This window comes from Streptomyces sp. NPDC058464, assembly GCF_042721035.1.
In the GTDB taxonomy this organism is placed as follows: Bacteria; Actinomycetota; Actinomycetes; order Streptomycetales; family Streptomycetaceae; genus Streptomyces.
Genome location: NZ_JBHXMA010000034.1, coordinates 89,940 through 110,246, shown reverse-complemented (window position 1 = coordinate 110,246; position 20,307 = coordinate 89,940). Strand labels below are relative to the sequence as shown.

The following is a 20,307-nucleotide window of genomic DNA, read 5'->3' as shown; positions in this document are numbered from 1 at the left end:
CCCGCGCACCGCACCCCCAACGGCGATCGGCGTCAGCCGCGCCCCGCCGCCTTCTGGCTCTTACGGGAGACCGAGTCGATGACAACGGCACCCAGCAGAACACCACCGGTGATCATGTACTGGATCGACGTGTTCATGTTCAGCAGGTCGAGGCCGGTCTGGATGGACTGGATGACCAGCATGCCCAGGAGGGCGGACCAGACGGTACCGCGGCCGCCGAACAGCGACGTACCACCGATGACGGCCGCCGCGATGGCGAGCATCAGGGTGTTGCCGCCACCGGCGTTGAGCGTCGCGCTCGCCGTCTGACCGGCGAAGAACATACCGCCGATGGCCGCGAAGCCACCGGAGATCGCGAACACGGTGATGCGGACCATCGGCACGCTGATACCGGCACGGCGCGCGGCCTCGATGCCGCCACCGACCGCGAAGACCTTGCGGCCGTACGTCGTACGACGCAGCACGAAGTCGACGATCACCAGCGACGCGAGGAAGATCACCAGCGCGTTGGAGACGCCGGACGCGTTGTTCAGCACGGCCGCCGCGGCGAAGGACGCGATCGCGAGCAGCGCGACGCGGACCACGATCTCGCTGGTGGGCCGGAACGGCACACCCGCCGTACGGCGCCGGCGCTGCTCGTTGAACTGGCCCACGGCCGACAGCACGACACCGAGACCGGCCAGCAGGTAGGCACCGATGATGGCCTGGTCCATGAAGAAGGAGCTCTGGCCGAGGATGTGCACCGGACCGCTGTCGGCCGGGATGTTGATCGTGCCGCTGTCGCCCAGCAGCCACAGCATCAGACCGTTCCAGCCGAGGAAGCCGGCCAGGGTGACCACGAACGCGGGTACGCCGATCTTGGCGAAGAACCAGCCGTGCAGCGCACCGATGCCGATGCCCGTGATGATCGTGAGGATCAGCGCCAGCCACTGGTTCATCCCGTGGTTGACCACGAAGACGGCGAACACCGTGGAGGCCAGACCGCTCACCGAGCCGACGGAGAGGTCGATCTCACCGAGCAGCAGCACGAACACCAGGCCGATGGCGAGCATGCCGGTGGCCGCGAGGAAGTAGCTGATGTTGGAGAGGTTGTCCGCGCTGAGGAACAGGCTGTTCTTCACCTGGAAGATGGTCCAGATGATGATCAGGCCGACGACGACCGGCAGCGAGCCCAGCTCGCCGCCGCGCACCCGGCGCTTGAACTCCGTGAGGTAGCCCTTGAAGCCCTCTTCACGGACGAGCAGGCGCGGGTCGACGACCGTCACCGGCGCAGCCGTGGGGTCGGCGGGAGCCGCCGCGGCCGGGGCCTCGGTGGGCTCGGTCTTGTCGACCTTGTCGACCTTGTCGATCTCGGGCGACTCGTCGCCCTGCACGGTCTTGGACGTCTCGCTCACTTTGCCGCCTCCGGGGTGCGACGCTCCGAACGACGGGTCACGGCGTTGTCCGTGGCACCCGTGATCGCCGCGATGATCTCTTCCTGGCTGGTGCTCTTCACGGGGAAGAAACCATTGTTCTTGCCCAGACGCAGCACGGCGACGGTGTCCGCGACCGCCTTCACGTCAGCCATGTTGTGGCTGATGAGAATGACGGCGAGGTTGCGCTCGCGCAGCCGCTCGACCAGGTCGAGGACCTGCGCGGTCTGCTCGACACCGAGAGCGGCGGTGGGCTCGTCGAGGATGACGACCTTGGGGTCGCCGATCAGGGCGCGGGCGATGGCCACGACCTGGCGCTGGCCGCCGGAGAGGCTGGCGATCGGGATGCGCACGCTCGGGATGCGGATGGAGAGCGTGCTCAGCAGCTCGCGGGCCTGCTTCTCCATCGTCACCTCGTCGATGACGCCGCGGTGCAGCAGCTCACGGCCGAGGAAGAGGTTGCCGACCACGTCGAGGTTGTCGCAGAGGGCGAGGTCCTGGTAGACCGTCGCGACGCCGAGACCCTGGGCGTCGTGCGGCTTGTTGATGCTGACCGGGTTGCCGTCCCACTCGATGACGCCCTCATCGATGGGGTGCACACCGGCGATCGTCTTGACCAGGGTCGACTTTCCTGCGCCGTTGTCGCCCACAAGGGCGACCACTTCTCCGGCGTGGACCTCCAGTTCGACATCGGTGAGGGCCTGGACCGCACCGAATCGCTTGGAGACTCCGCGCAACGCCAGCACGGGCGTAGCGGACACGTGAACCATCTCCTTCGCCGCCTGACCGGCGGGGATGCCGCGCTTGGTGATCAGGCGCGGAGGGTCGTGCGGTACCTCGGGTTGTCTTCGGTGTACGCACGCGGTTTACAAGATGAACATGCGCGAATCCGCTGCGCTTGGCAACGGGTCCGTCCGACGCCCGCTCCGGCAGCGGGGTATGAAGGCCGGAGCGGGCGTCGGAGGGGTTTCGCGAGGCCGTCGGACGGACCGGGCACCTTGCGGAGGGGCCGGGGGCTCGTCGGGCGGCCGGGGCCCGGGTGTCGTACTGCGATCACCCGGGCGCTGACGGCCGGAGCCTTGCGGCTCCGGGGCCGGACTACTGCAGGCCGGCAGCCTTGCAGGCCTTGGCGAACTCGCTGGTGCAGATGTCGGAGACGGTGTACAGACCGTCCTTGATCACCGTGTCCTTGATGTTGGCCTTGGTGACCGACACCGGGGTCAGCAGCTGCGAGGGCACCTTGTTGCCGGAGCCGCTGGTCTGCGTGGTGGTGGCGAGCGAGGAGATGCTCTTGCCCTCCAGCAGGTCCACCGCGATCGTGGCGGCGGCGTCGGCCTCCGGCTTGAACGCCTTGTAGACGGTGGAGGACTGGGTGCCGGCGACGATGCGCTGGATGCCCGCGAGCTCCGCGTCCTGACCGGTCAGCGGGATGCCGCTGATGCCGGCGCCCTTGAGGGTGGTGGCGATACCACCGGCCATGCCGTCGTTGGCGGAGTAGACGCCCGCGATGTTCTTGGCACCGAGCTGCGTGATGGCAGCCTTCACCTTCTGCGCGGCGACCGTGTCCTTCCACAGACCGGACTGCTCGTAGGCGATGTCGACCTTGCCGTCGAGGGCCTCGTGCGCGCCCTTCTTGAACATGGCGGCGTTCGGGTCGGCGTCGTCACCGTTGATCATGACGACCTTGGACTTGGTGGTCGCCTTGGAGCCGAGGGCGTCGAGCAGGGCCTGGCCCTGGAGCTCGCCGACCTTGACGTTGTCGAACGAGACGTAGGCAGAGACGTTGCCCTGGGCGAGGCGGTCGTACGCGACGACCTTGATGCCCTTGGCCACGGCCGCGTCGATGGAGGACTTGATGGCCGCGGAGTCCTGGGCGGAGATCACGATGACCTTCACGCCCTTGGTGACCATGCTGCTGACCTGCTGGGCCTGCTTGGCGGCGTCACCGGCAGCGTTCGCGTACTCGACCTTGCAGTCGGCACACAGCGAGCTGACCTGCTGCTCGAAGTACGGCTTGTCGAACTTCTCGTAGCGAGCGGTCACGCTGTCGGGGAGCAGCAGGCCGATGGTCTTGCTACCGGAGGAGCTGCTGCTCGACGAGTCGCTCTTCTTGTCATCGCCGGCCTTGCCACAGGCGGCGAGCGACAGCGCCATGGAAACCGCGGCGGTGCCGATCACGACTCTACGCATCGTTGCGTTCATTGGGGGTGCCTCCCTGACAGGGCCGCAACGCTGCGGCCGAGGTGGCTCGAAGTCAACTCGGCCGAAAGTTCGACGTCAAGAAGTAAATACTTAACGAGATGGCAACGGCGCCATTCGTTCTCTAAGTGAAGGCAGGTGCAACAGCGGGCAACGACCCATCCAAAAGGGTCGAATCGCCCATCTCGCTGAGCGCGAGGGCGAGCGCGCCGAGCACCTCCGCACGGCCGCCGAGGGCCCCCGGAAGCACCGAGAGCTGGCGCGCCGCACTGGGGATCGCGTAGCGGCTCACGGACTCCCTGATGGGCCCCAGGACCAGCTCTCCGGCCTCGGCGAGATCACCGCCGAGGACCACCCGGCTCGGGTTCAGCAGGTTGCAGAGATTGGCCACACCGCTGCCGATGTGACGTCCGACATCCCCGATCACCCGCCGGCAGCCGGGGTCGCCCTCCCGGGCCAGCCGGACGACGCCTTCCATGGTCAGGTCGGCGCCGTGGCCGGGCTGGAGCAGCGGCAGCACGTAGCGGGCCGACGCGAAGGTCTCCAGGCAGCCGCGGTTGCCGCAGCGGCAGACCGGGCCGGATTCGTCGAGCGTGATGTGCCCTATTTCGCCCGCCGTGCCGCCGGGGCCCCGGTAGATCTTCCCGTTGATCACCAGACCGGCGCCGACACCGCTGGCGACCTTGATGTAAGCAAGATCACGCACGCCCTTGCCGCTGCCCCAGACCAGCTCGCCGAGGGCGCCGAGGTTGGCGTCGTTGTCGACGTGCACGGGGACGCCGAGGCGGAGCCGCAGCTCCTCCGCGGGTCTCGCGCCGATCCAGCCGGGCAGGATGGCGCTGGAGCCCAGGGTGCCGGACTCGACGTCGATCGGGCCGGGGACGCCGACGCCCACGCCGGCGATCTTCGAGCGGTCCACGCCGGTCGCCGCGATCAGGCGGTTGACCAGCTCTTCCGCCCGGTCGAAGCCCTGGCTGGACGACGCGTCGACGTCGAGGGGCTCGGACTCCTCGGCCAGCACCTGGTGGGCGAGGTTGCCGATCGCCACGCGCAGGTGGGTGTGGCCGAAGTCGATCCCGATGACGATGCCGGCGTCACCGCTCAGACTCACGCTGCGGGCCCTGCGGCCGCCCGCCGACGTGGGCGTGACCTCGACGGTTCCGCCGTCCTTGAGTTCGCGCACGATGTTGGAGACCGTTGCGGCCGACAGGCCGGTCGTACGCGCGATCTCCGCCTGCGTGAGCGACCCGGCCAGACGTACGGCCCGTACGACACGTTCCAGGTTGGCTCGGTGCAGCGACGACTGCGACCCCGGAGTCTCCATCGACCCATCCACTCCCGCCATCGGAGGCGGCCACGGCGCCGCCAACGTGACCCAGATCACCTCACTGAGACCGGGTCACTTACAAGTTATGAACTCCAAGCTCTGCTGAACGGGTTACCGCCGTCAAGTCCTTGACAGAAATCGTTGGCGGTTCGGGGGTTGCCTGAGGGACATGCGATGGACATGTCTAGGCCACTGGTGAGCAGGTGGGAGGGGGGTGGTGGGTGACCGTGATGGAGCGGGTGCGGCGCCGTCGTGGCTGGTCGCGCAGTTCCCCGCGCCCCTTTACGGCGTTGCGGTGGCCGCCTGGATCAAGGCACCGCACTTTCGGGTTGCGAACGTTCGGTTACTTCAAAGCTCCCGCGGTCAATCCCGCCACCACCTGGCGCTGGAAGATGATGTACGCCGCCAGGACCGGGAGCATCGCCATCACCAGGCCGGCGAAGAGGCCGGACCAGTCGCCCTTGTAGCCCTGGCTGACCGCCAGCTGGACCAGGCCCTGGGTGAGGACGTGCTTGTCGGGGTCCGTGTTGAGGACCGTCGGGAGCATGTACTGGTTCCACTGGCCGAGGAAGTTGAAGATCCCCACGCTGATCAGGCCGGGCTTCGCCATCGGCAGCATGATCTGGAAGAACGTACGCGTGTGCGAGGCACCGTCGACGAAGGCCGCCTCGGCCACGGACGTGGGCAGCGTGCGGAAGAACGCCGTGAGGAAGAAGACCGTGAACGGCAGCGAGTAGGCGATGTAGACGAGGATCAGGCCGTGGATCGTGTTCAGCAGGCCCATGTTGTTCACGACGTAGAACAGCGGGACCAGCGCGAGCATGATCGGGAAGCTCATGCCGCCGATGAAGAGGTAGTAGATGAAGCGGTTGCCCGGGAAGTCGAAGCGGGCCAGGACGTAGGCCGCCATCGAGCCGAGGACCAGGGTGCCGATGAGCGAGCCGCCGACCACCAGGACGGTGTTCAGGAAGTAGTCGCTCATGTTGGCGTCGGTCCAGGCGCGCGCCCAGTTCTCGAAGTGGAGCCTGTCCGGGAGCGCCCAGGGCGAGGTGAAGATCGACCGGTCGTCCTTGAAGGACGTCATCACCGCCCAGAGCAGCGGCGTGACCACCATGAACGCCCAGATGACCAGGACGCCGTGGGAGAAGACGTTGAGGACCCCGCCCTCGCGCCGGCGCCGGGGCGGCCTCGGCGCGGCGGGCTCGGCCTTGGTGACAGTGACGTCGGTCTCGGTCGTCGTCATCGCTTCAGTACTCCAGCCGCTCGCGACGGCCCAGCCGCATCACGACCGCCGCGAAGGCGAGCGTGACGATCAGCAGGGCGACGCCGATGGTGGTGGCGTAGGCGGCCTGACCGTCCCGGAACGCCTTCTGGTACACGTACAGGACCATCACGGTCGTCGAGTAGTCGGGTCCGCCCGGTCCGGTCGTCATGATCTGTACGACTGCGAACGACTCGGCGCCGAGCGCGAGGATGCCCATGTAGACCCAGCCGGACTGCACGGTGTCCCACAGCAGCGGCAGGGTGAGGCGGAAGAAGGTGGTGGCGCGGCCGGCGCCGTCGAGGAGCGCGGCCTCGTAGAGGTCCGTGGGGATGGACGCCATGCCCGCCGAGAAGAGGACCACGAAGAAACCGACCGTGGACCAGACCAGTACGGCCATCACGCACCACAGGGCGAGACTCGGGTCGCCCAGCCAGAGCGGCTGGATATTGTCCAGACCAATTCCGCGGAGCAGTGAATTGATCGCGCCGCTGTCCGGGTTGTAGGCGAAGGCGAACAGCAGCGAGACGATCGCGATGGACAGCACCTGCGGGAAGAAATAGACGATCTTGTAGAAGGAGGAGCCCCGGACCCCGGTGACGACCGGGCCGCCCCTCCTTCTCCGGCCGCCCACATTGATCATGAAGGCGAAGAACAGCGCCAGGCTGATCGTCACCAGCGGCAGCACGACCGCGAACATCAAGCTGTGCTGCAAGGACTTCCAGAAGATGTCGTCGTGCAGCATCCGCCGGTAATTGTCCAGGCCGACCATCTTGAATTCGGGGCTCAGGCCGGTCCAGTCCGTGAACGAGTAGTAGATGGACTGGATGAACGGCCACACCACGAAGAGCGCGTACAGTCCGAGGGGCAACGCCAGAAACCCCACGATGAACCGGTACTTGCCGTGCTGCATCGCCACTCCGGTGCCGAGAGGGTTGCTGGTTACTGGTGCTTGTAGTGCTTGATCGAGGTGTCCTTGGCGGCCTCGTCGGCGAAGCCCTGGATCTTGTTGATGGCCTCCGCCGGGGTCAGCCGGCCGGCCATCAGCTCGCCGAGACCGGCGACTCCGATCTTCTCCTTCTGAAGCTGCACGTACCAGTCCTGCATCCGCGGATTGACCACATTCGACCCGGCCAGCTTCAGGGCGGCGACCCCGGAGGTGAGGCCCGGGGTGAGGGTGATGCCGTCGGTGCCGCCGTTGTAGGCGGTCAGCGACTTCACCTTGGTCGTGAAGTTCTTGGAGGAGGCCTCGCTGAGCATGATGCGCAGCTGCTCCATGCCGCCCTCGGCGTTCGCCGCCTTGGCCGGGACGATGAACGGCTCGCCGCCGGAGGCCCAGATGGTGCCGAACGGCATCTTGTCGTTCTTGTCGATGCCGGTGGGCGCGGAGACGGCCAGGTTGAAGTCGGAGGGGATGACGTTCGCCGACTCGTTCTCCACCCAGGAGCCGTTCGGGATGAACAGGGCCTTGCCCTGCGCCCAGGCGGTCTGCGACTGGATGTGGTCGAGGCCGGGGGTGCCCTTGAGGATGTAGCCCTTCTTGTAGAGCTCGTAGTAGGCCTCGAAACACGCCTTGACGGCCGGGTGCTTCCAGGCGCCCGGCTCCAGGTTGTCGATCGCGTTCAGGACCTCGACGCCGCCGACCTTGCCGATCATCGGGTAGAGCGAGAAGGGGATGTAGTACGGGTACTTGCCCGCGTAGGTCCAGCCGGCCATGCCCTTCTTCTTGGCCTTCTCGCAGACGGCGATCATCTGGTCCCAGGTCTGCGGGTACTCGGCGTCCAGCGAGTCCAGGGCCTTCTGCGAGTACCAGACGCCGTAGACCGTGTAGGCGTAGTACATGATCCAGACCGGGTCGCCGTCGAACTGGCCCATCTCGACGATGCCGGGGCGCAGCGTGTCGCGGACCTTCTTGTCCGGGTCGTCGTACGACGGGGCGTCGAGGAGCGGGGTGAGGTCGGTGAGCTGCTTCTTGCCGACGAGCACGCCCATGTCCATCTGCTCGGCACCGGAGTTGTCGATGAGGTCCGGCGGGGTGCCCTGGTTGAAGCGCGGCTGGAGGGTGGACTGGATCTTCTGGGTGGCGGAGAACTTGACCTTGGCCTTCGGGAAGTCCTTCTCGTAGATCTTCACCGCGTCCTCGGCGTACTCCTTGCCGAAACCGCCGTCGAAGAGGACGAATTCCATCTGTGCGGTGTCGTTGACGCCCAGCGGGTTCTTGGCCGTCTTCTTGCCGGCCTTGTCCTTGGACTGACCGCCGCCGCCACTGCTGGCACAGGCGGAGAGGAATCCGGCGGTGGGGAGTGAAATCAGGCCGAGTGCGGCCGAACGCTTGATCAGATCGCGGCGGCCGACACCCTCGGAACCGTGGTTCGCTGCGGAAGTGGATCCCATGCTCAAGTCCTCGCCTTCTCCAGGACTCAGGCGGTGAACCGGATCCTCCCCGGCACCGCGGTGGGGTAGCGCTGGGTCGTGCAGGAAGTCATGCAGGAAGTCGTGCGGGAAACGCCGACAGGTATAGTCCACTTCCCGTCGGCGGGGCAAGATCGAATGCAAGGTTGGCCACGGGTCTTTTCCTAGTTGAGACCTGTCGGAAATATGAGCGATCTCTGTACGCCTTGCCGGAAAAAGAGCCGACATACACCCCTGAATGCCGCACCCAACACCCTTGACATCACGGGTCACTTGACCACCTACTGGTTCCTGCGCCACGCAGCTGACAACGTTGTCTCATGTGGCAGGGAGGGAACCCGTTGTGATGCAGCGGAGAACGCAGCGAAGAACAGGACACCGATCTGGTACGGCGGTCGTGATCGCGGCCGCCGTAGTCATGACCCTGGGCTCCCAGGGAGCCGCGGTGGCGCTGCCGGCGAAGGCACCGGCCGCCGCGACGCAGTTCGCATCCTCGTTCGAGTCTGGCGATCCGTCACCGGACTGGACCGACACCGTGGACACGGACGCCGGTGGCGCACCACGCGCCGCCGGGGTGGACGGCGGCTACAGCACCGGCATCCCCGGCAACGTCACCGACCACGTGACCGACGTGCGGGCGAGCGGCGAGAACACCGGCGCGGGCGAGGTCAAGGAGAACCTCGTCGACGGCGAGTCCGGCACCAAGTGGCTCACCTTCGAGCCCACCGGCTGGGTCGAGTTCGACTTCGACAAGCCCATCAAGCTGGTGACGTACGCCCTCACCTCGGCGAACGACTACGACGAGCGCGACCCCAAGGACTGGACCCTCCAGGGCTCGACGGACGGCAAGGACTGGAAGACCGTCGACACCCGGACCGGCGAGTCCTTCTCGGAGCGGTTCCAGACCAAGTCGTACGACCTCGCCGCGCCCGCCGAGTACCAGCACTTCCGGCTCGACGTCTCGAAGAACAACGGCGCCTCGGACATCCTGCAGATCGCCGACGTGCAGTTCTCCACGGGCGGCAGCGGCGGTCCGGTGCCCCAGGACATGCTCTCGCTGGTCGACAAGGGCCCGAACGGCTCGCCGACCGCGAAGGCACGGGCCGGGTTCACGGGAACGCACGCACTGCGCTACGCCGGACGGCACACGGCGAGCGGCCGCGCGTACTCGTACAACAAGGTCTTCGACGTGAACGTGAAGGTCGGCCGCGACACGCAGCTGGGCTACCGGATCTTCCCGTCCATGGCCGACGGCGACCTCGACTACGACGCCACCAACGTGGCGGTGGACCTGGCCTTCACGGACGGCACCTATCTGAGCGACCTCGGGGCCGTCGACCAGCACGGGTTCGGGCTGTCCCCGCGCGCGCAGGGCGCGTCGAAGGCGCTGTACGCCAACCAGTGGAACAACGTCTCGTCGGTGATCGGTTCGGTCGCGGCCGGAAAGACGGTGGACCGGATCCTGGTGGGCTACGACTCCCCCGCCGGGCCGGCGAAGTTCCGCGGCTGGATCGACGACGTGTCGCTGAAGACGGTGGCTCCCGAGAAGCCGAAGGCGCATCTGTCGGACTACGCGCTGACCACCCGCGGCACCAACTCCAGCGGCAGCTTCTCGCGCGGCAACAACTTCCCGGCCACGGCCCTGCCGCACGGCTTCAACTTCTGGACGCCGGTGACCAACGCGTCCTCGGAGAGCTGGCTGTACGAGTACGCCCGGGCGAACAACGACGCCAACCTGCCGACGATCCAGGCGTTCAGCGCGAGCCATGAGCCGAGCCCCTGGATGGGCGACCGGCAGACCTTCCAGATGATGCCGTCCGTCGCCTCCGGCACCCCGGACACCGGCCGGGAGGCGCGCGAACTGGCCTTCCGGCACGAGAACGAGACCGCGCGGCCGTACTACTACGGGGTCACGTTCGAGAACGGCCTCAAGGCCGAGATAACGCCGACCGACCACGCGGCCGCGCTGCGCTTCACCTACCCGGGCGACGACGCGAGCGTGATCTTCGACAACGTGACCGAGCAGGCGGGCCTGACCCTCGACAAGGAGCACGGGATCGTCACCGGCTACTCCGACGTCAAGTCGGGCCTGTCGACGGGCGCGACCCGCCTCTTCGTCTACGGCGTCTTCGACAAACCGGTGACGGGCGGGGACTCCAGCGGGGTCAAGGGCTACCTGCGCTTCGACGCGGGCTCCGACCACACCGTCACGCTCCGCCTGGCCACCTCCCTCATCAGCGTCGACCAGGCCAAGGACAACCTGCGCCAGGAGATCCCGGACGGCACCTCCTTCGACACGGTGAAGGCGCAGGCCCGGAAGGTCTGGGACAGGCTGCTCGGCAAGGTCGAGGTGGAGGGCGCCACGGCCGACCAGCTGACCTCCCTCTACTCCAGCATGTACCGGCTGTACCTGTACCCCAACTCCGGCTTCGAGAAGGTCGGTTCGACGTACCAGTACGCCTCCCCGTTCTCGCCGATGACGAGCCAGGACACCCCGACGCACACCGGCGCGAAGATCGTGGACGGCAAGGTGTACGTCAACAACGGCTTCTGGGACACCTATCGCACGACCTGGCCCGCGTACTCCCTTCTGACGCCGTCGCAGGCCGGTGAGATGGTCGACGGGTTCGTGCAGCAGTACAAGGACGGCGGCTGGACCTCGCGCTGGTCCTCCCCCGGGTACGCCGACCTGATGACCGGCACCTCCTCGGACGTGGCGTTCGCCGACGCGTACGTCAAGGGCGTGAAGTTCGACGCGAAGGCGGCGTACGACGCGGCCCTGAAGAACGCGACGGTGGTCCCGCCCTCCTCGGGCGTCGGCCGCAAGGGCATGTCCACCTCCCCCTTCCTCGGCTACACCAGCGACGACACCCGCGAGGGCCTGTCCTGGGCGATGGAGGGCTACGTCAACGACTACGGCATCGCCGAGATGGGCAAGGCGCTGTACAAGAAGACGGGTGAGAAGCGCTACAAGGAGGAGTCGGACTACTTCCTCAACCGCGCCCAGGACTACGTCGACCTCTTCGACTCCAAGGCCGGCTTCTTCCAGGGCAAGGACGCCCAGGGCGACTGGCGGGTGGACTCGGCGTCGTACGACCCGCGGGTGTGGGGCTACGACTACACCGAGACCAACGGCTGGGGTTACGCCTTCACCGCCCCGCAGGACAGCCGGGGCCTCGCCAACCTGTACGGCGGCCGGTCCGGCCTCGCGGACAAGCTGGACGAGTACTTCGCGACGCCCGAGACGGCCTCCCCCGACTTCGTCGGCTCCTACGGCGGGGTCATCCACGAGATGACCGAGGCCCGGGACGTCCGGATGGGCATGTACGGCCACTCCAACCAGGTCGCCCACCACGTCATCTACATGTACGACGCGGCCGGCGAGCCCTGGAAGGCACAGGCCACCGTCCGTGAGGCGCTCTCCCGGCTCTACCTCGGCAGCGAGATCGGCCAGGGCTACCACGGCGACGAGGACAACGGCGAGCAGTCGGCCTGGTACCTCTTCTCGGCCCTCGGCTTCTACCCGTTGGTGATGGGCAGCGGCGACTACACGATCGGCTCCCCGCTGTTCAAGAAGGCGACGGTCCACCTGGAGAACGGCCACGACCTGGTGATCCGGGCGCCGCGGAACAGCGCGCAGAACGTCTACGTGCAGGGCGTCCGCGTCAACGGCCGCAGCTGGACGTCGACCTCACTCCCCCACTCGCTCATCTCCAAGGGCGGTGTCATCGACTTCACGATGGGCCCGAAGCCGTCGACCTGGGGCACGGGCAAGAACGCCGCCCCGGTCTCGATCACCAAGGACGACAAGGTGCCGACCCCGCGCACGGACGTCCTGAAGGCCAACGGCGCCCTGTTCGACAACACGTCGGCGACCCAGGAGACGGTGACGTCGGTGGACCTACCGGTGACCGGGTCGGCCAAGGGCATCCAGTACACCCTCACCTCCCCGTCGGACCACACGAAGGCCCCGACGGGCTGGACCCTGCAGGCCTCCACGGACGGCACCGACTGGCGGACGGTGGACCACCGTTCGGGCGAGACCTTCGCCTGGGACCTCCAGACACGGGCGTTCACGATCCAGAAACCCGGGACGTACGCGCACTACCGGCTCGTCCTGGACGGCGAATCGACCCTGGCGGAGGTGGAACTGCTGGCCTGAGCCGGCGGCACGAAAAAGGGGGCGGGCCCGTTCGGGTCCGCCCCCTCTCTCTTGGCCGGTTCAGCCGGTGGCGAGAGTGAACACGTGCAGATCGCTGTTCTCGGGAAGCCGGACGCTCTTGACGGTCCTGCCGTCCGGGGCCGTGAACGGCCTGGTCGCGAAGACGTAGGTGGCCACCGGGTCCTTGTCCGCGCCCGCCACGTTGCGGTACGGGGTCCTCGCCACGATCTCGTTGCCGTACTGGACGGTGCCGCCGCCACCGCCGATGGTCCAGTCGGTGAAGGAGAGGTCGATCGTGTCGGTGGTGCCGTCGGTGTAGGTGACGGTCGCCCGGGTGGCCTGGTTGCCGTTGGTGGCGCTGCCGATGAAGGACAACGTGGCCGCGGGGGTGGGGAGTTCGATGGTCCGGGCGATGCCGGTGGCGTTGTCCGGGCGGCCTGCGGGGGCGTTCGGCCAGGTGTAGGTGAGGCCGTCGATCGTGCCCTGGCCGCCCGCGGTGAGGCCGGCCGCCGCGAGGGCCTGGCGGGAGTAGCTCCAGCCGCCGCCGTCGAAGTCGGCCTCGTCGTGCTCGCCCGAGTCGTCCGAGACGCCGGTATTGTCGTAGGCGGCGAGCAGGGTACCGGGCGCGGCCACGGTGAGGGCGACCGGCTGCGAGTAGGAGGTGTTGGCGGAGGTCACCGTGACCTGTACGTCGTAGTAGCCCTGCGGGGTGTCGGGGGTGGTGGAGAGGGTGAGCTGCTGGGAGCCGTCGGTCACCGTGCCCTCGGCGGGGGTGGCCTCGACGCCGTCCGGGGTCTGGACGCGGAAGTGGACCTCCGGGCCGGTGCCGCCCGTCAGGGAGAGCGCGCGGATGTCCACCTTCGCGCTGTCACCGGGGGCGATCGTCGCCGCCGTGGGGCCGACGCCGATCTGGTACGGCTGCTCGCCCTGGCGGAAGGACGGGGGTGCGAAGGAGGTGCCCCAGGTGCGGTTCGGGGTGGCGGCGAGGGTGTAGTCGAGCCGGCCGCCGTCGCGGACGAAGGAGCTGTCGAGCCAAGGGCGGTCACTGGTACGGCCGTTGACCTTCAGGGACTGGACGTACGGGGCGCCGGCGGCCGCTCCCGGCGCGTGGATCGAGATGTCGTTGCCGTCCGGGCGGTCGATCTCCACCCGCTCGAACAGGGGCGAGGCGAGGACGAGTTCGGCGCGGGAGGGGACCTGCGGGTACATGCCGAGCGCGGAGAAGACGTACCAGGCGGACATCGCGCCGAGGTCGTCGTTGCCGGGGATGCCGCCGGGCTGCGTCGACCAGAGCTGTGTCATCGCCGCGCGGACGGTCTCCTGCGTCTTGTAGGGGGCACCGGCGTAGTCGTACAGGTAGGGCACGTTGAGCGAGGGCTCGTTGTCCAGCTCGGACTTGTCGCCGCCGCTGCCGGTGAAGGCCCAGCTGCCGTCGCTGTCGTGGAAGAAGGCGTCGAGGCGGGCGAGGGCCTGGTCGGTGCCGCCCATCGCGGCGAAGAGCCCGGCCGGGTTGTGCTGGACCATCCAGGTGTACTGGGCGGCCGTGCCCTCCACGAACCCGTTGCCGGTGCCCGGGGTGAAGCCGGTGACCCAGCTGCCGTCCGCCTTGCGGTTGGCGATGTAGCCGCCGGTGGGGTCGGCGGCGATGTCGAAGTTGTTCTGCCACCACTGGGACCGGTCGGCGAAGGCCGCGGCCGTGCTCTTCTCCCCTGCCGCCGCGGCGAGCTGGGAGAGGGAGAAGTCGGCGGTGGACATCTCCAGGGTCTCGGCGGCGCCGCCCCAGGCGTTGGACACGGACGGCATGTAGTGGTTGGCCAGGTACTTGTCCAGGGACGGGCGTTGGCCGACCGACAGGACCGGTTTGCCGGCCGCCGACAGGTCCTGGGCCGTCGGGACCGTCGCCGCCTTCACCAGGGAGTCCAGGGCCCCCTTCAGGTCGAAGTCGGTGCCGCCGAAGGCCCGGATGCCGGCGAGGGCGGTCGGTGACGGGTCGCCGTTCATGACGTGGGTGCCGCTCGCGCCGTGCAGCCAGCGGTCCCAGACCCCGCCGTTCTGCCGGGCGAGTTCGTAGAGCGACTGGGCGATGTCCGAGCCGGTGCGCGGGTCGAGGAGGGTGAGCAGCTGGACCTGGTCGCGGTAGACGTCCCAGCCGGAGAAGGTGCCGTACTGCGCCCGGTGGCCGTGGGCGACCCGGTGGACCTTGTCGTCGCTGCCCCGGTAGCGGCCGTCGGCGTCGCTGATGACGTTGGGGTGGAACAGGGAGTGGTAGAGCGCCGTGTAGAAGGTGGTGCGGTCGGCGTCGGTGCCGCCGCCGACCCGGATGGCGTCGAGGCGGTCGCGCCAGGCGCGGTGGGCCGCGTCGCGGACGGCGTCGAAGGAGCGGTGCGGCGGGTTCTCCGCCCGCAGGTTCGCCTCGGCGGCGGCCTGGCTGACGTACGAGATACCGACCTTGACGTTCACCGGGTCCGAGCCGGGCGCGAACTGCACGTACCCGCCGACTCCCTTGCCGGCGACGGGCCGGCCGCCGTTCGCCGAGAAGCCGCCGGTGCCGCCGGAGGCGGTCGTCGAGCCCGGGCTGAGCCGGTCGTCCTGCCAGGTGCCGGTGGCGGTGAAGGCGCGGTCGAAGTGGGCGGTGAAGTAGAGGGTGTAGTAGGAGCGTTGGCCCTCGGGGTCGAGATAGCCGCAGAAGTCGCCGGAGGTGACCGAGCCGGAGACCGTGCGGGTCGCCGGGTCGATGGAGACCGTCGAATCGGCCGAGCCCACCTCGGAGTTGGCGGTGCGGATCAGCAGGGAGGCGGGCTTGTCGGCCGGGTAGGCGAAGCGGCCCGAGCCGGTACGGGTGGTCGCGGTGAGGTCGGCGGTGACACCGGAGGCGAGGCCCACCTTGTAGTGCCCGGGCTCGGCGGTCTCGTCGGTGTGGCTGAAGTCCGAGGCGTAGACGGCGTCCTTGGTGTCCCCCGCCGGGGACGAGGTGACCTCGCCGGCGTACGGGAAGAACGGGATGTCGCCGCTGCCGCCCGCGCAGCCGGTGCCGGACATGTGGGTCAGGCTGAAGCCGCGGATGCGGGTGGCGTCGTACTGGTAGCCGCCCGGTGCGGCCGTTCTCGTGGCGTCGCCTCTGGTGTTCTCCGGGCTCCAGGAGAGCATGCCGAACGGCACGACGGCGCCCGGGAAGGTGTCACCGCCGTTCTTGCTGCCGATCAGCGGATCGACGTACGCCGTGGGGTCCTTGACCAGTTCTGGGGGTGCGCTGGTGGTCGCCGCGAGGGCGGGGGTGGCACCGCCGGCCGCGAGTACCGCGGCCAGCAGCAGGGGCATGGGTCGGAAACGCATGACGCGGCCCTTCCTCCTCCGGACGGGTCGCGCACCACGGGTCGCACAAGCCGCAGGGACAGTAACGTGCGCCACCGGTACCACGGAAGACCGCGAATTCCTCGCAGGCCACCGGACCGGTTCACCCGGTCGGGCGATCCGAAATGCCTTGACATCGTTGTCGGTTGAGAGGGTAAAGTCATGTACAAAACATGAGACAACGTTGTCGCCCGTCACGGCGTCGACACAAGCCGCACGGCAAGACGCACGGCAAGGCGTTCAAGAGGCATTTCGACCAACTCCCACCCGGACAGGCCTACCCCCCCTCGCCTGCCCGGCTCGCGGACCCGGTGCGCACCGACACCGGGTCCGCCCAGAGCGGATCGCGCGCGTCAACCGACCTGACACGGCAGGCCGGTCGCGCTGTCCCCGCCGCCGCCCTGGACGACGTAGCCGAACGTCGTGCTCTGTCCGGGACTGAGCGAGCCGTTCCAGTCGGCGTTGTGGACCATCACGTCCTGTCCGCTGTAGGTGGCGTTGCCGTTCCAGAGGCTGGCCACCGACTGTCCGCCGGGGAGCGTCCAGTCGACCATCCAGCCGAGCATCGGGACGTCGCCGCTGTTGGTGACGGTGACCTCGGACTGGTAGCCGCCGGGCCAGCTGTTGGTCGTGGTCCGGGTGGCGGTGCAGGTGCCGGGCGGGGGTTCGGTGGGGTTGCCCGGGTCGTGGATGCCGGTGACCTCGCCGTTGCCGCCGTCGAAGACGACGTCCGAGCAGGAGTAGAAGGTCTCCGTGCTGTCCGAGCGCTGCCACACCATGTAGATGATGTGCCGCCCCGTCTTGCCGGCCGGAAGCCGCCCGGTCCAGGAGTAGTTGGCCTCGACCGTGCCCGGGGTGCCGTTGAGCGGCGGGTGGTCGACGGTCAGGAAGGGCGCGTCCTCCATGTCGTCCCAGGTGAGCGGCTGGGTCGGGTCGTAGCCGTCCTTGGTGACGTAGACGTAGAACCAACCCGGGTGCGCCGCCCAGGCGTTGTAGGAGAAGTCGACGGTGGCGCCGGAGGTGAGATGCGTGACCGGCCAGTCGTCGCGGGGCAGGTCGAAGCCGGTGAAGTTGGGGTTGCCGCCGCTGCACAGCTGCCCGTCGGGCACGAACCCGCGGGTGCGGCCGGCGCCGTCAGAGCGGAGCACGGAGAACCAGTTGTAGAACGGCGTGGTCCCGCTGACCTGTTGGGCCGCCTTGCAGGCGGGGTTGACGGGCTTGATCTCCCCGGTGTCGGTGAGCGCGTCCTGCCAGCACAGGAAGGTACGGCTGCCGGGTTTCATCGGGGTGCCGTGCGCCTGGGCCGGGGCGCCGGCGGCCAGGATCAGGGCCAGGGCGGGGACCGTGGTGAGGACGGCGAGGAGGGTGAGGAACAGGGCCCGGCCCCTGGTGGGGAGGGGTAATCGGGGGCGGCGGGAGAGGAGTTGCCTGTTTGTCATAGGCATGACAGATCTACCTCTGTGTGGGGTGAGTGGCCGTGCGCGGGTCACGGGGACGAACGCGGGGTGGAAGCGAGCCCGGCGCGTCGACGGGTTCCGGTCCGCCGAAGTCTATGGGAGCGCTCCCACCCCACTCCCCTGTGAAGCTAGCGCGGTCGGGGGCGGCTGTAAACGGTGGACGGCCGACGAAATCGGACAGCAGGGTCACCACAGTGGGCGCACAGGCTTGACCCATTTTTGGCCAACCGCGCTATGTGGTGACTGGAGTTCGGTCATGTTCACTTGACGCGGCCATGAGGTTGGTTCTTGACGGTTTCTGAGCCATTGGCCTTCCGATACCGACCGTCGCGCTGTCAGGGCGCTGCGATGGAGGAAGAACTCATGAGAAGACAGATCCGCGGCCTGCTGGCCGCGTTCACCGGAGCGCTGCTGCTCGCCACGGGGATCACCGGCGCGGGAGCGGGGTCCGCGCTGGCCGATGACAACGGTGTCGGGCTCAAACCCGTGCTCGGATGGAGCAGTTGGAGCTTCGTCCGCCGCAATCCGACCGCACAGACCATAGAAGCGCAGGCGAAGGCGCTCAAGGACAGCGGGCTCGCGAAGAACGGGTTCGTCTACGCCAACGTCGACGACTTCTGGTACCAGTGCCCGGGCAGCCAGGGGCCGGACGTCGACCAGTACGGCCGCTGGGTCACCGACCCCGCCAAGTTCCCGCCCCGGGGCGGTGAGAACGGCGTCCAGGTGGTAGCCGACCATGTCCACTCCCTCGGGCTGAAGTTCGGCCTGTACGTCACTCCCGGCATCTCCCAGCAGGCGGTCGCGCAGAACACCGCGATCCAGGGAACCCCGTACCACGCCCGGGACATCGCCACGACGACCTCGGAGAACAACTACAACTGCGGTGGCATGGTGGGCATCGACTACACCAAGCCCGGCGCGCAGGCGTTCATCGACTCCTGGGCCGGGCAGTTCGCCGGCTGGGGCATCGACTATCTCAAGATCGACGGAGTCGGCACCTGGGACCAACAGGACGTCCAGGCCTGGTCGGACGCGCTGAAGCACACCAGCCGGCCCATCCATCTGGAGCTGTCCAACAACCTCGACATCAACAACGCGGCCACCTGGGCCAGGCTGTCCAACGGCTGGCGCACCGGCGGCGACATCGAGTGCTACTGCGGGCCGGACGACAGCAGCTATCCGCTGACCACCTGGGCCTCGGTCGCCTCCCGGTTCGACCAGGTCGCCGCGTGGGCCCCGTACGGCGGTCCCGGCGGGTACAACGACTACGACTCCCTGGAGATCGGCAACGGCGACCACAACGGCCTGACCCCCGACGAGCGCAGGACGCAGATGAGCCTGTGGTCGCTGGCCGCCTCCCCGCTGATCCTCGGCACCGACCTCACCCACCTCGACTCCGCCGACCTCGCCCTGCTGAAGAACACCGACGTGCTCGCGGTCGACCAGGACGGCATCGACGCCCGGCGGATCTCCTCGGACGCGAACTCCCAGGTGTTCGCCAAGACCGAGCGCGACGGTGACGTGGTCGTCGGTCTGTTCAACACCGGTTCGGCTCCCCGGGAGGTCGCCACGACCGCGGCCGCGCTGGGTCTGCCCGCGGCGCGCGACTACGCCCTGCGGGACCTGTGGAACCAGCGGCTGACCGAGTCCGCCGGCCGGATCGCGGCGAACGTGCCGCCGCACGGTGTGGTCCTGTACCGGGTGCATCCCAGCCGCCACCCGGTGGCCGGTGCGGCTCCGGACGTCTCGCTGGCGCTGAACTGGGCCCCCGCGTCGAGCGACAGCACCACACGCACCGTGACCGCGGTCCTGTCCGACAACGGGTCGCGGCCGATCACCGACACCGCTCTGACCCTCACCGGGCCGTCCGGCACGAAGATCACCACCAAGTCTCCGACGTCGGCCCGGACGATCCGGGGCGGCCACGCGCTGAAGGCCACCTACTCCGTCGCCATCCCGCCCTCGGCGGAACTCTTCGCCTCCAGCGACTTCCGGGGGACGGCCGCCTACCGCTTCCGGTCGGGTGCGAGGACCAGGCTCACCGCCGGTGACACGATCACCGTCAACCACCAGGTGACGGCCCCGTACCGGACGTTCGCCTCCACCACGGCGAGCTTCAGCGAGTCCGGCAGCCGGCTCGGGATCCGGGCCCAGGGCGCCGACCTGTACAACGGCACCAACGAATACGGCACGGTCTATCTGCCGGGGGCCGAGCACGACGGTTCCGTGACCACCGTGAAGCTCGACTCCCAGTCGAACACGAGCGTCTGGGCGAAGGCCGGGATCATGGTCCGCAACGACATCACCCAGCCCGACACCTCCCCCGGCTATCTGGCCCTGGTCGCGACCCCCTCCAACGGCTACCTCCTCGACTGGGACAGCGACGGCGACGGAAAGCTGGACTCCCAGGACTCCACCGGCACCGCCACCTACCCCTCGTGGCTGAAGCTGGTCCGCAACGGCACCACGTACAGCGGCTACTACTCCACCGACGACACCACCTGGAACCTGGTCGGCACCATCACCGTCCCGACCGCCGCGGCCACCCAGGACGTCGGCCTCACCCAGACCTCGCACGCCTCGGGCACCACCGGCGAGGCCGACTTCGACACGTTCACGACCACTCCCTAGCGATCCGATCCTCAGCGATCCGATCCCCAGCGATCCGATCCCCAGCGGTCCGATCCCCAGCGGTCCGAGCGATCTCGGTGTCCGCCCGCGCGGTG

11 protein-coding genes are annotated in these 20,307 nt (G+C 68.3%); 2 read left to right on the top strand and 9 right to left on the bottom strand.

The window, feature by feature from the left end:
* Positions 1–32: 32 nt before the first annotated feature.
* The 7 genes from ACFWPQ_RS36730 to ngcE all read right to left on the bottom strand — a co-directional run bounded on the left by ACFWPQ_RS36730 (position 33) and on the right by ngcE (position 8,593).
* A complete protein-coding gene (locus ACFWPQ_RS36730) occupies positions 33–1,394 on the bottom strand; it encodes a sugar ABC transporter permease (protein WP_384044720.1) in 1,362 nt (453 codons plus the stop codon).
* Complete coding sequence (locus ACFWPQ_RS36725) at positions 1,391–2,182, bottom strand: ATP-binding cassette domain-containing protein (RefSeq protein WP_181803054.1); 792 nt, start codon at positions 2,180–2,182, stop codon at positions 1,391–1,393. The genes ACFWPQ_RS36730 and ACFWPQ_RS36725 overlap by 4 nt, the downstream gene beginning before the upstream one ends.
* Positions 2,183–2,510: 328 nt before the next feature.
* Complete coding sequence (locus ACFWPQ_RS36720; protein WP_384044717.1) at positions 2,511–3,602, bottom strand: sugar ABC transporter substrate-binding protein; 1,092 nt, start codon at positions 3,600–3,602, stop codon at positions 2,511–2,513.
* Positions 3,603–3,735: 133 nt separating this feature from the next.
* Positions 3,736–4,935 (bottom strand): ROK family transcriptional regulator, encoded by a 1,200-nt coding sequence (locus ACFWPQ_RS36715; protein ID WP_217547187.1) that lies wholly within the window; start codon positions 4,933–4,935, stop codon positions 3,736–3,738.
* A 346-nt stretch (positions 4,936–5,281) separates the two neighbouring features.
* Positions 5,282–6,181: a carbohydrate ABC transporter permease gene (locus ACFWPQ_RS36710; protein WP_384044714.1), complete on the bottom strand. Its 900-nt coding sequence runs from the start codon at positions 6,179–6,181 to the stop codon at positions 5,282–5,284.
* 4 nt (positions 6,182–6,185) lie between these two features.
* Positions 6,186–7,112, bottom strand: coding sequence for a carbohydrate ABC transporter permease (locus tag ACFWPQ_RS36705; protein ID WP_384044711.1), 927 nt, complete (start codon positions 7,110–7,112; stop codon positions 6,186–6,188).
* A gap of 29 nt (positions 7,113–7,141) precedes the next feature.
* Entirely contained in the window at positions 7,142–8,593 is a 1,452-nt protein-coding gene (gene ngcE / locus ACFWPQ_RS36700; protein ID WP_384044707.1) for an N-acetylglucosamine/diacetylchitobiose ABC transporter substrate-binding protein, read from the bottom strand.
* Between the two features lie 436 nt (positions 8,594–9,029).
* Between ngcE and ACFWPQ_RS36695 the strand changes: the two genes are divergently transcribed.
* Positions 9,030–12,773 carry a GH92 family glycosyl hydrolase gene (locus ACFWPQ_RS36695; RefSeq protein WP_384044770.1) on the top strand — a complete coding sequence of 1,248 codons (3,744 nt, stop codon included), beginning with the start codon at positions 9,030–9,032 and terminating at the stop codon, positions 12,771–12,773.
* Positions 12,774–12,833: 60 nt separating this feature from the next.
* On the opposite strand, the gene ACFWPQ_RS36690 is transcribed toward ACFWPQ_RS36695, so the two are convergent.
* Both ACFWPQ_RS36690 and ACFWPQ_RS36685 read right to left on the bottom strand, forming a co-directional pair.
* Positions 12,834–16,106 (bottom strand): GH92 family glycosyl hydrolase, encoded by a 3,273-nt coding sequence (locus ACFWPQ_RS36690; RefSeq protein WP_384044704.1) that lies wholly within the window; start codon positions 16,104–16,106, stop codon positions 12,834–12,836.
* A 371-nt stretch (positions 16,107–16,477) separates the two neighbouring features.
* Positions 16,478–17,563 (bottom strand): lytic polysaccharide monooxygenase, encoded by a 1,086-nt coding sequence (locus ACFWPQ_RS36685; RefSeq protein ID WP_384044768.1) that lies wholly within the window; start codon positions 17,561–17,563, stop codon positions 16,478–16,480.
* 381 nt (positions 17,564–17,944) lie between these two features.
* Here ACFWPQ_RS36685 and ACFWPQ_RS36680 point away from each other — a divergent pair, with 381 nt between their 5' ends.
* The gene (locus tag ACFWPQ_RS36680; protein ID WP_384044701.1) at positions 17,945–20,212 is read left to right on the top strand and encodes an NEW3 domain-containing protein; all 2,268 of its coding nucleotides are present in this window, start codon (positions 17,945–17,947) and stop codon (positions 20,210–20,212) included.
* The last annotated feature ends 95 nt before the right edge of the window (positions 20,213–20,307 follow it).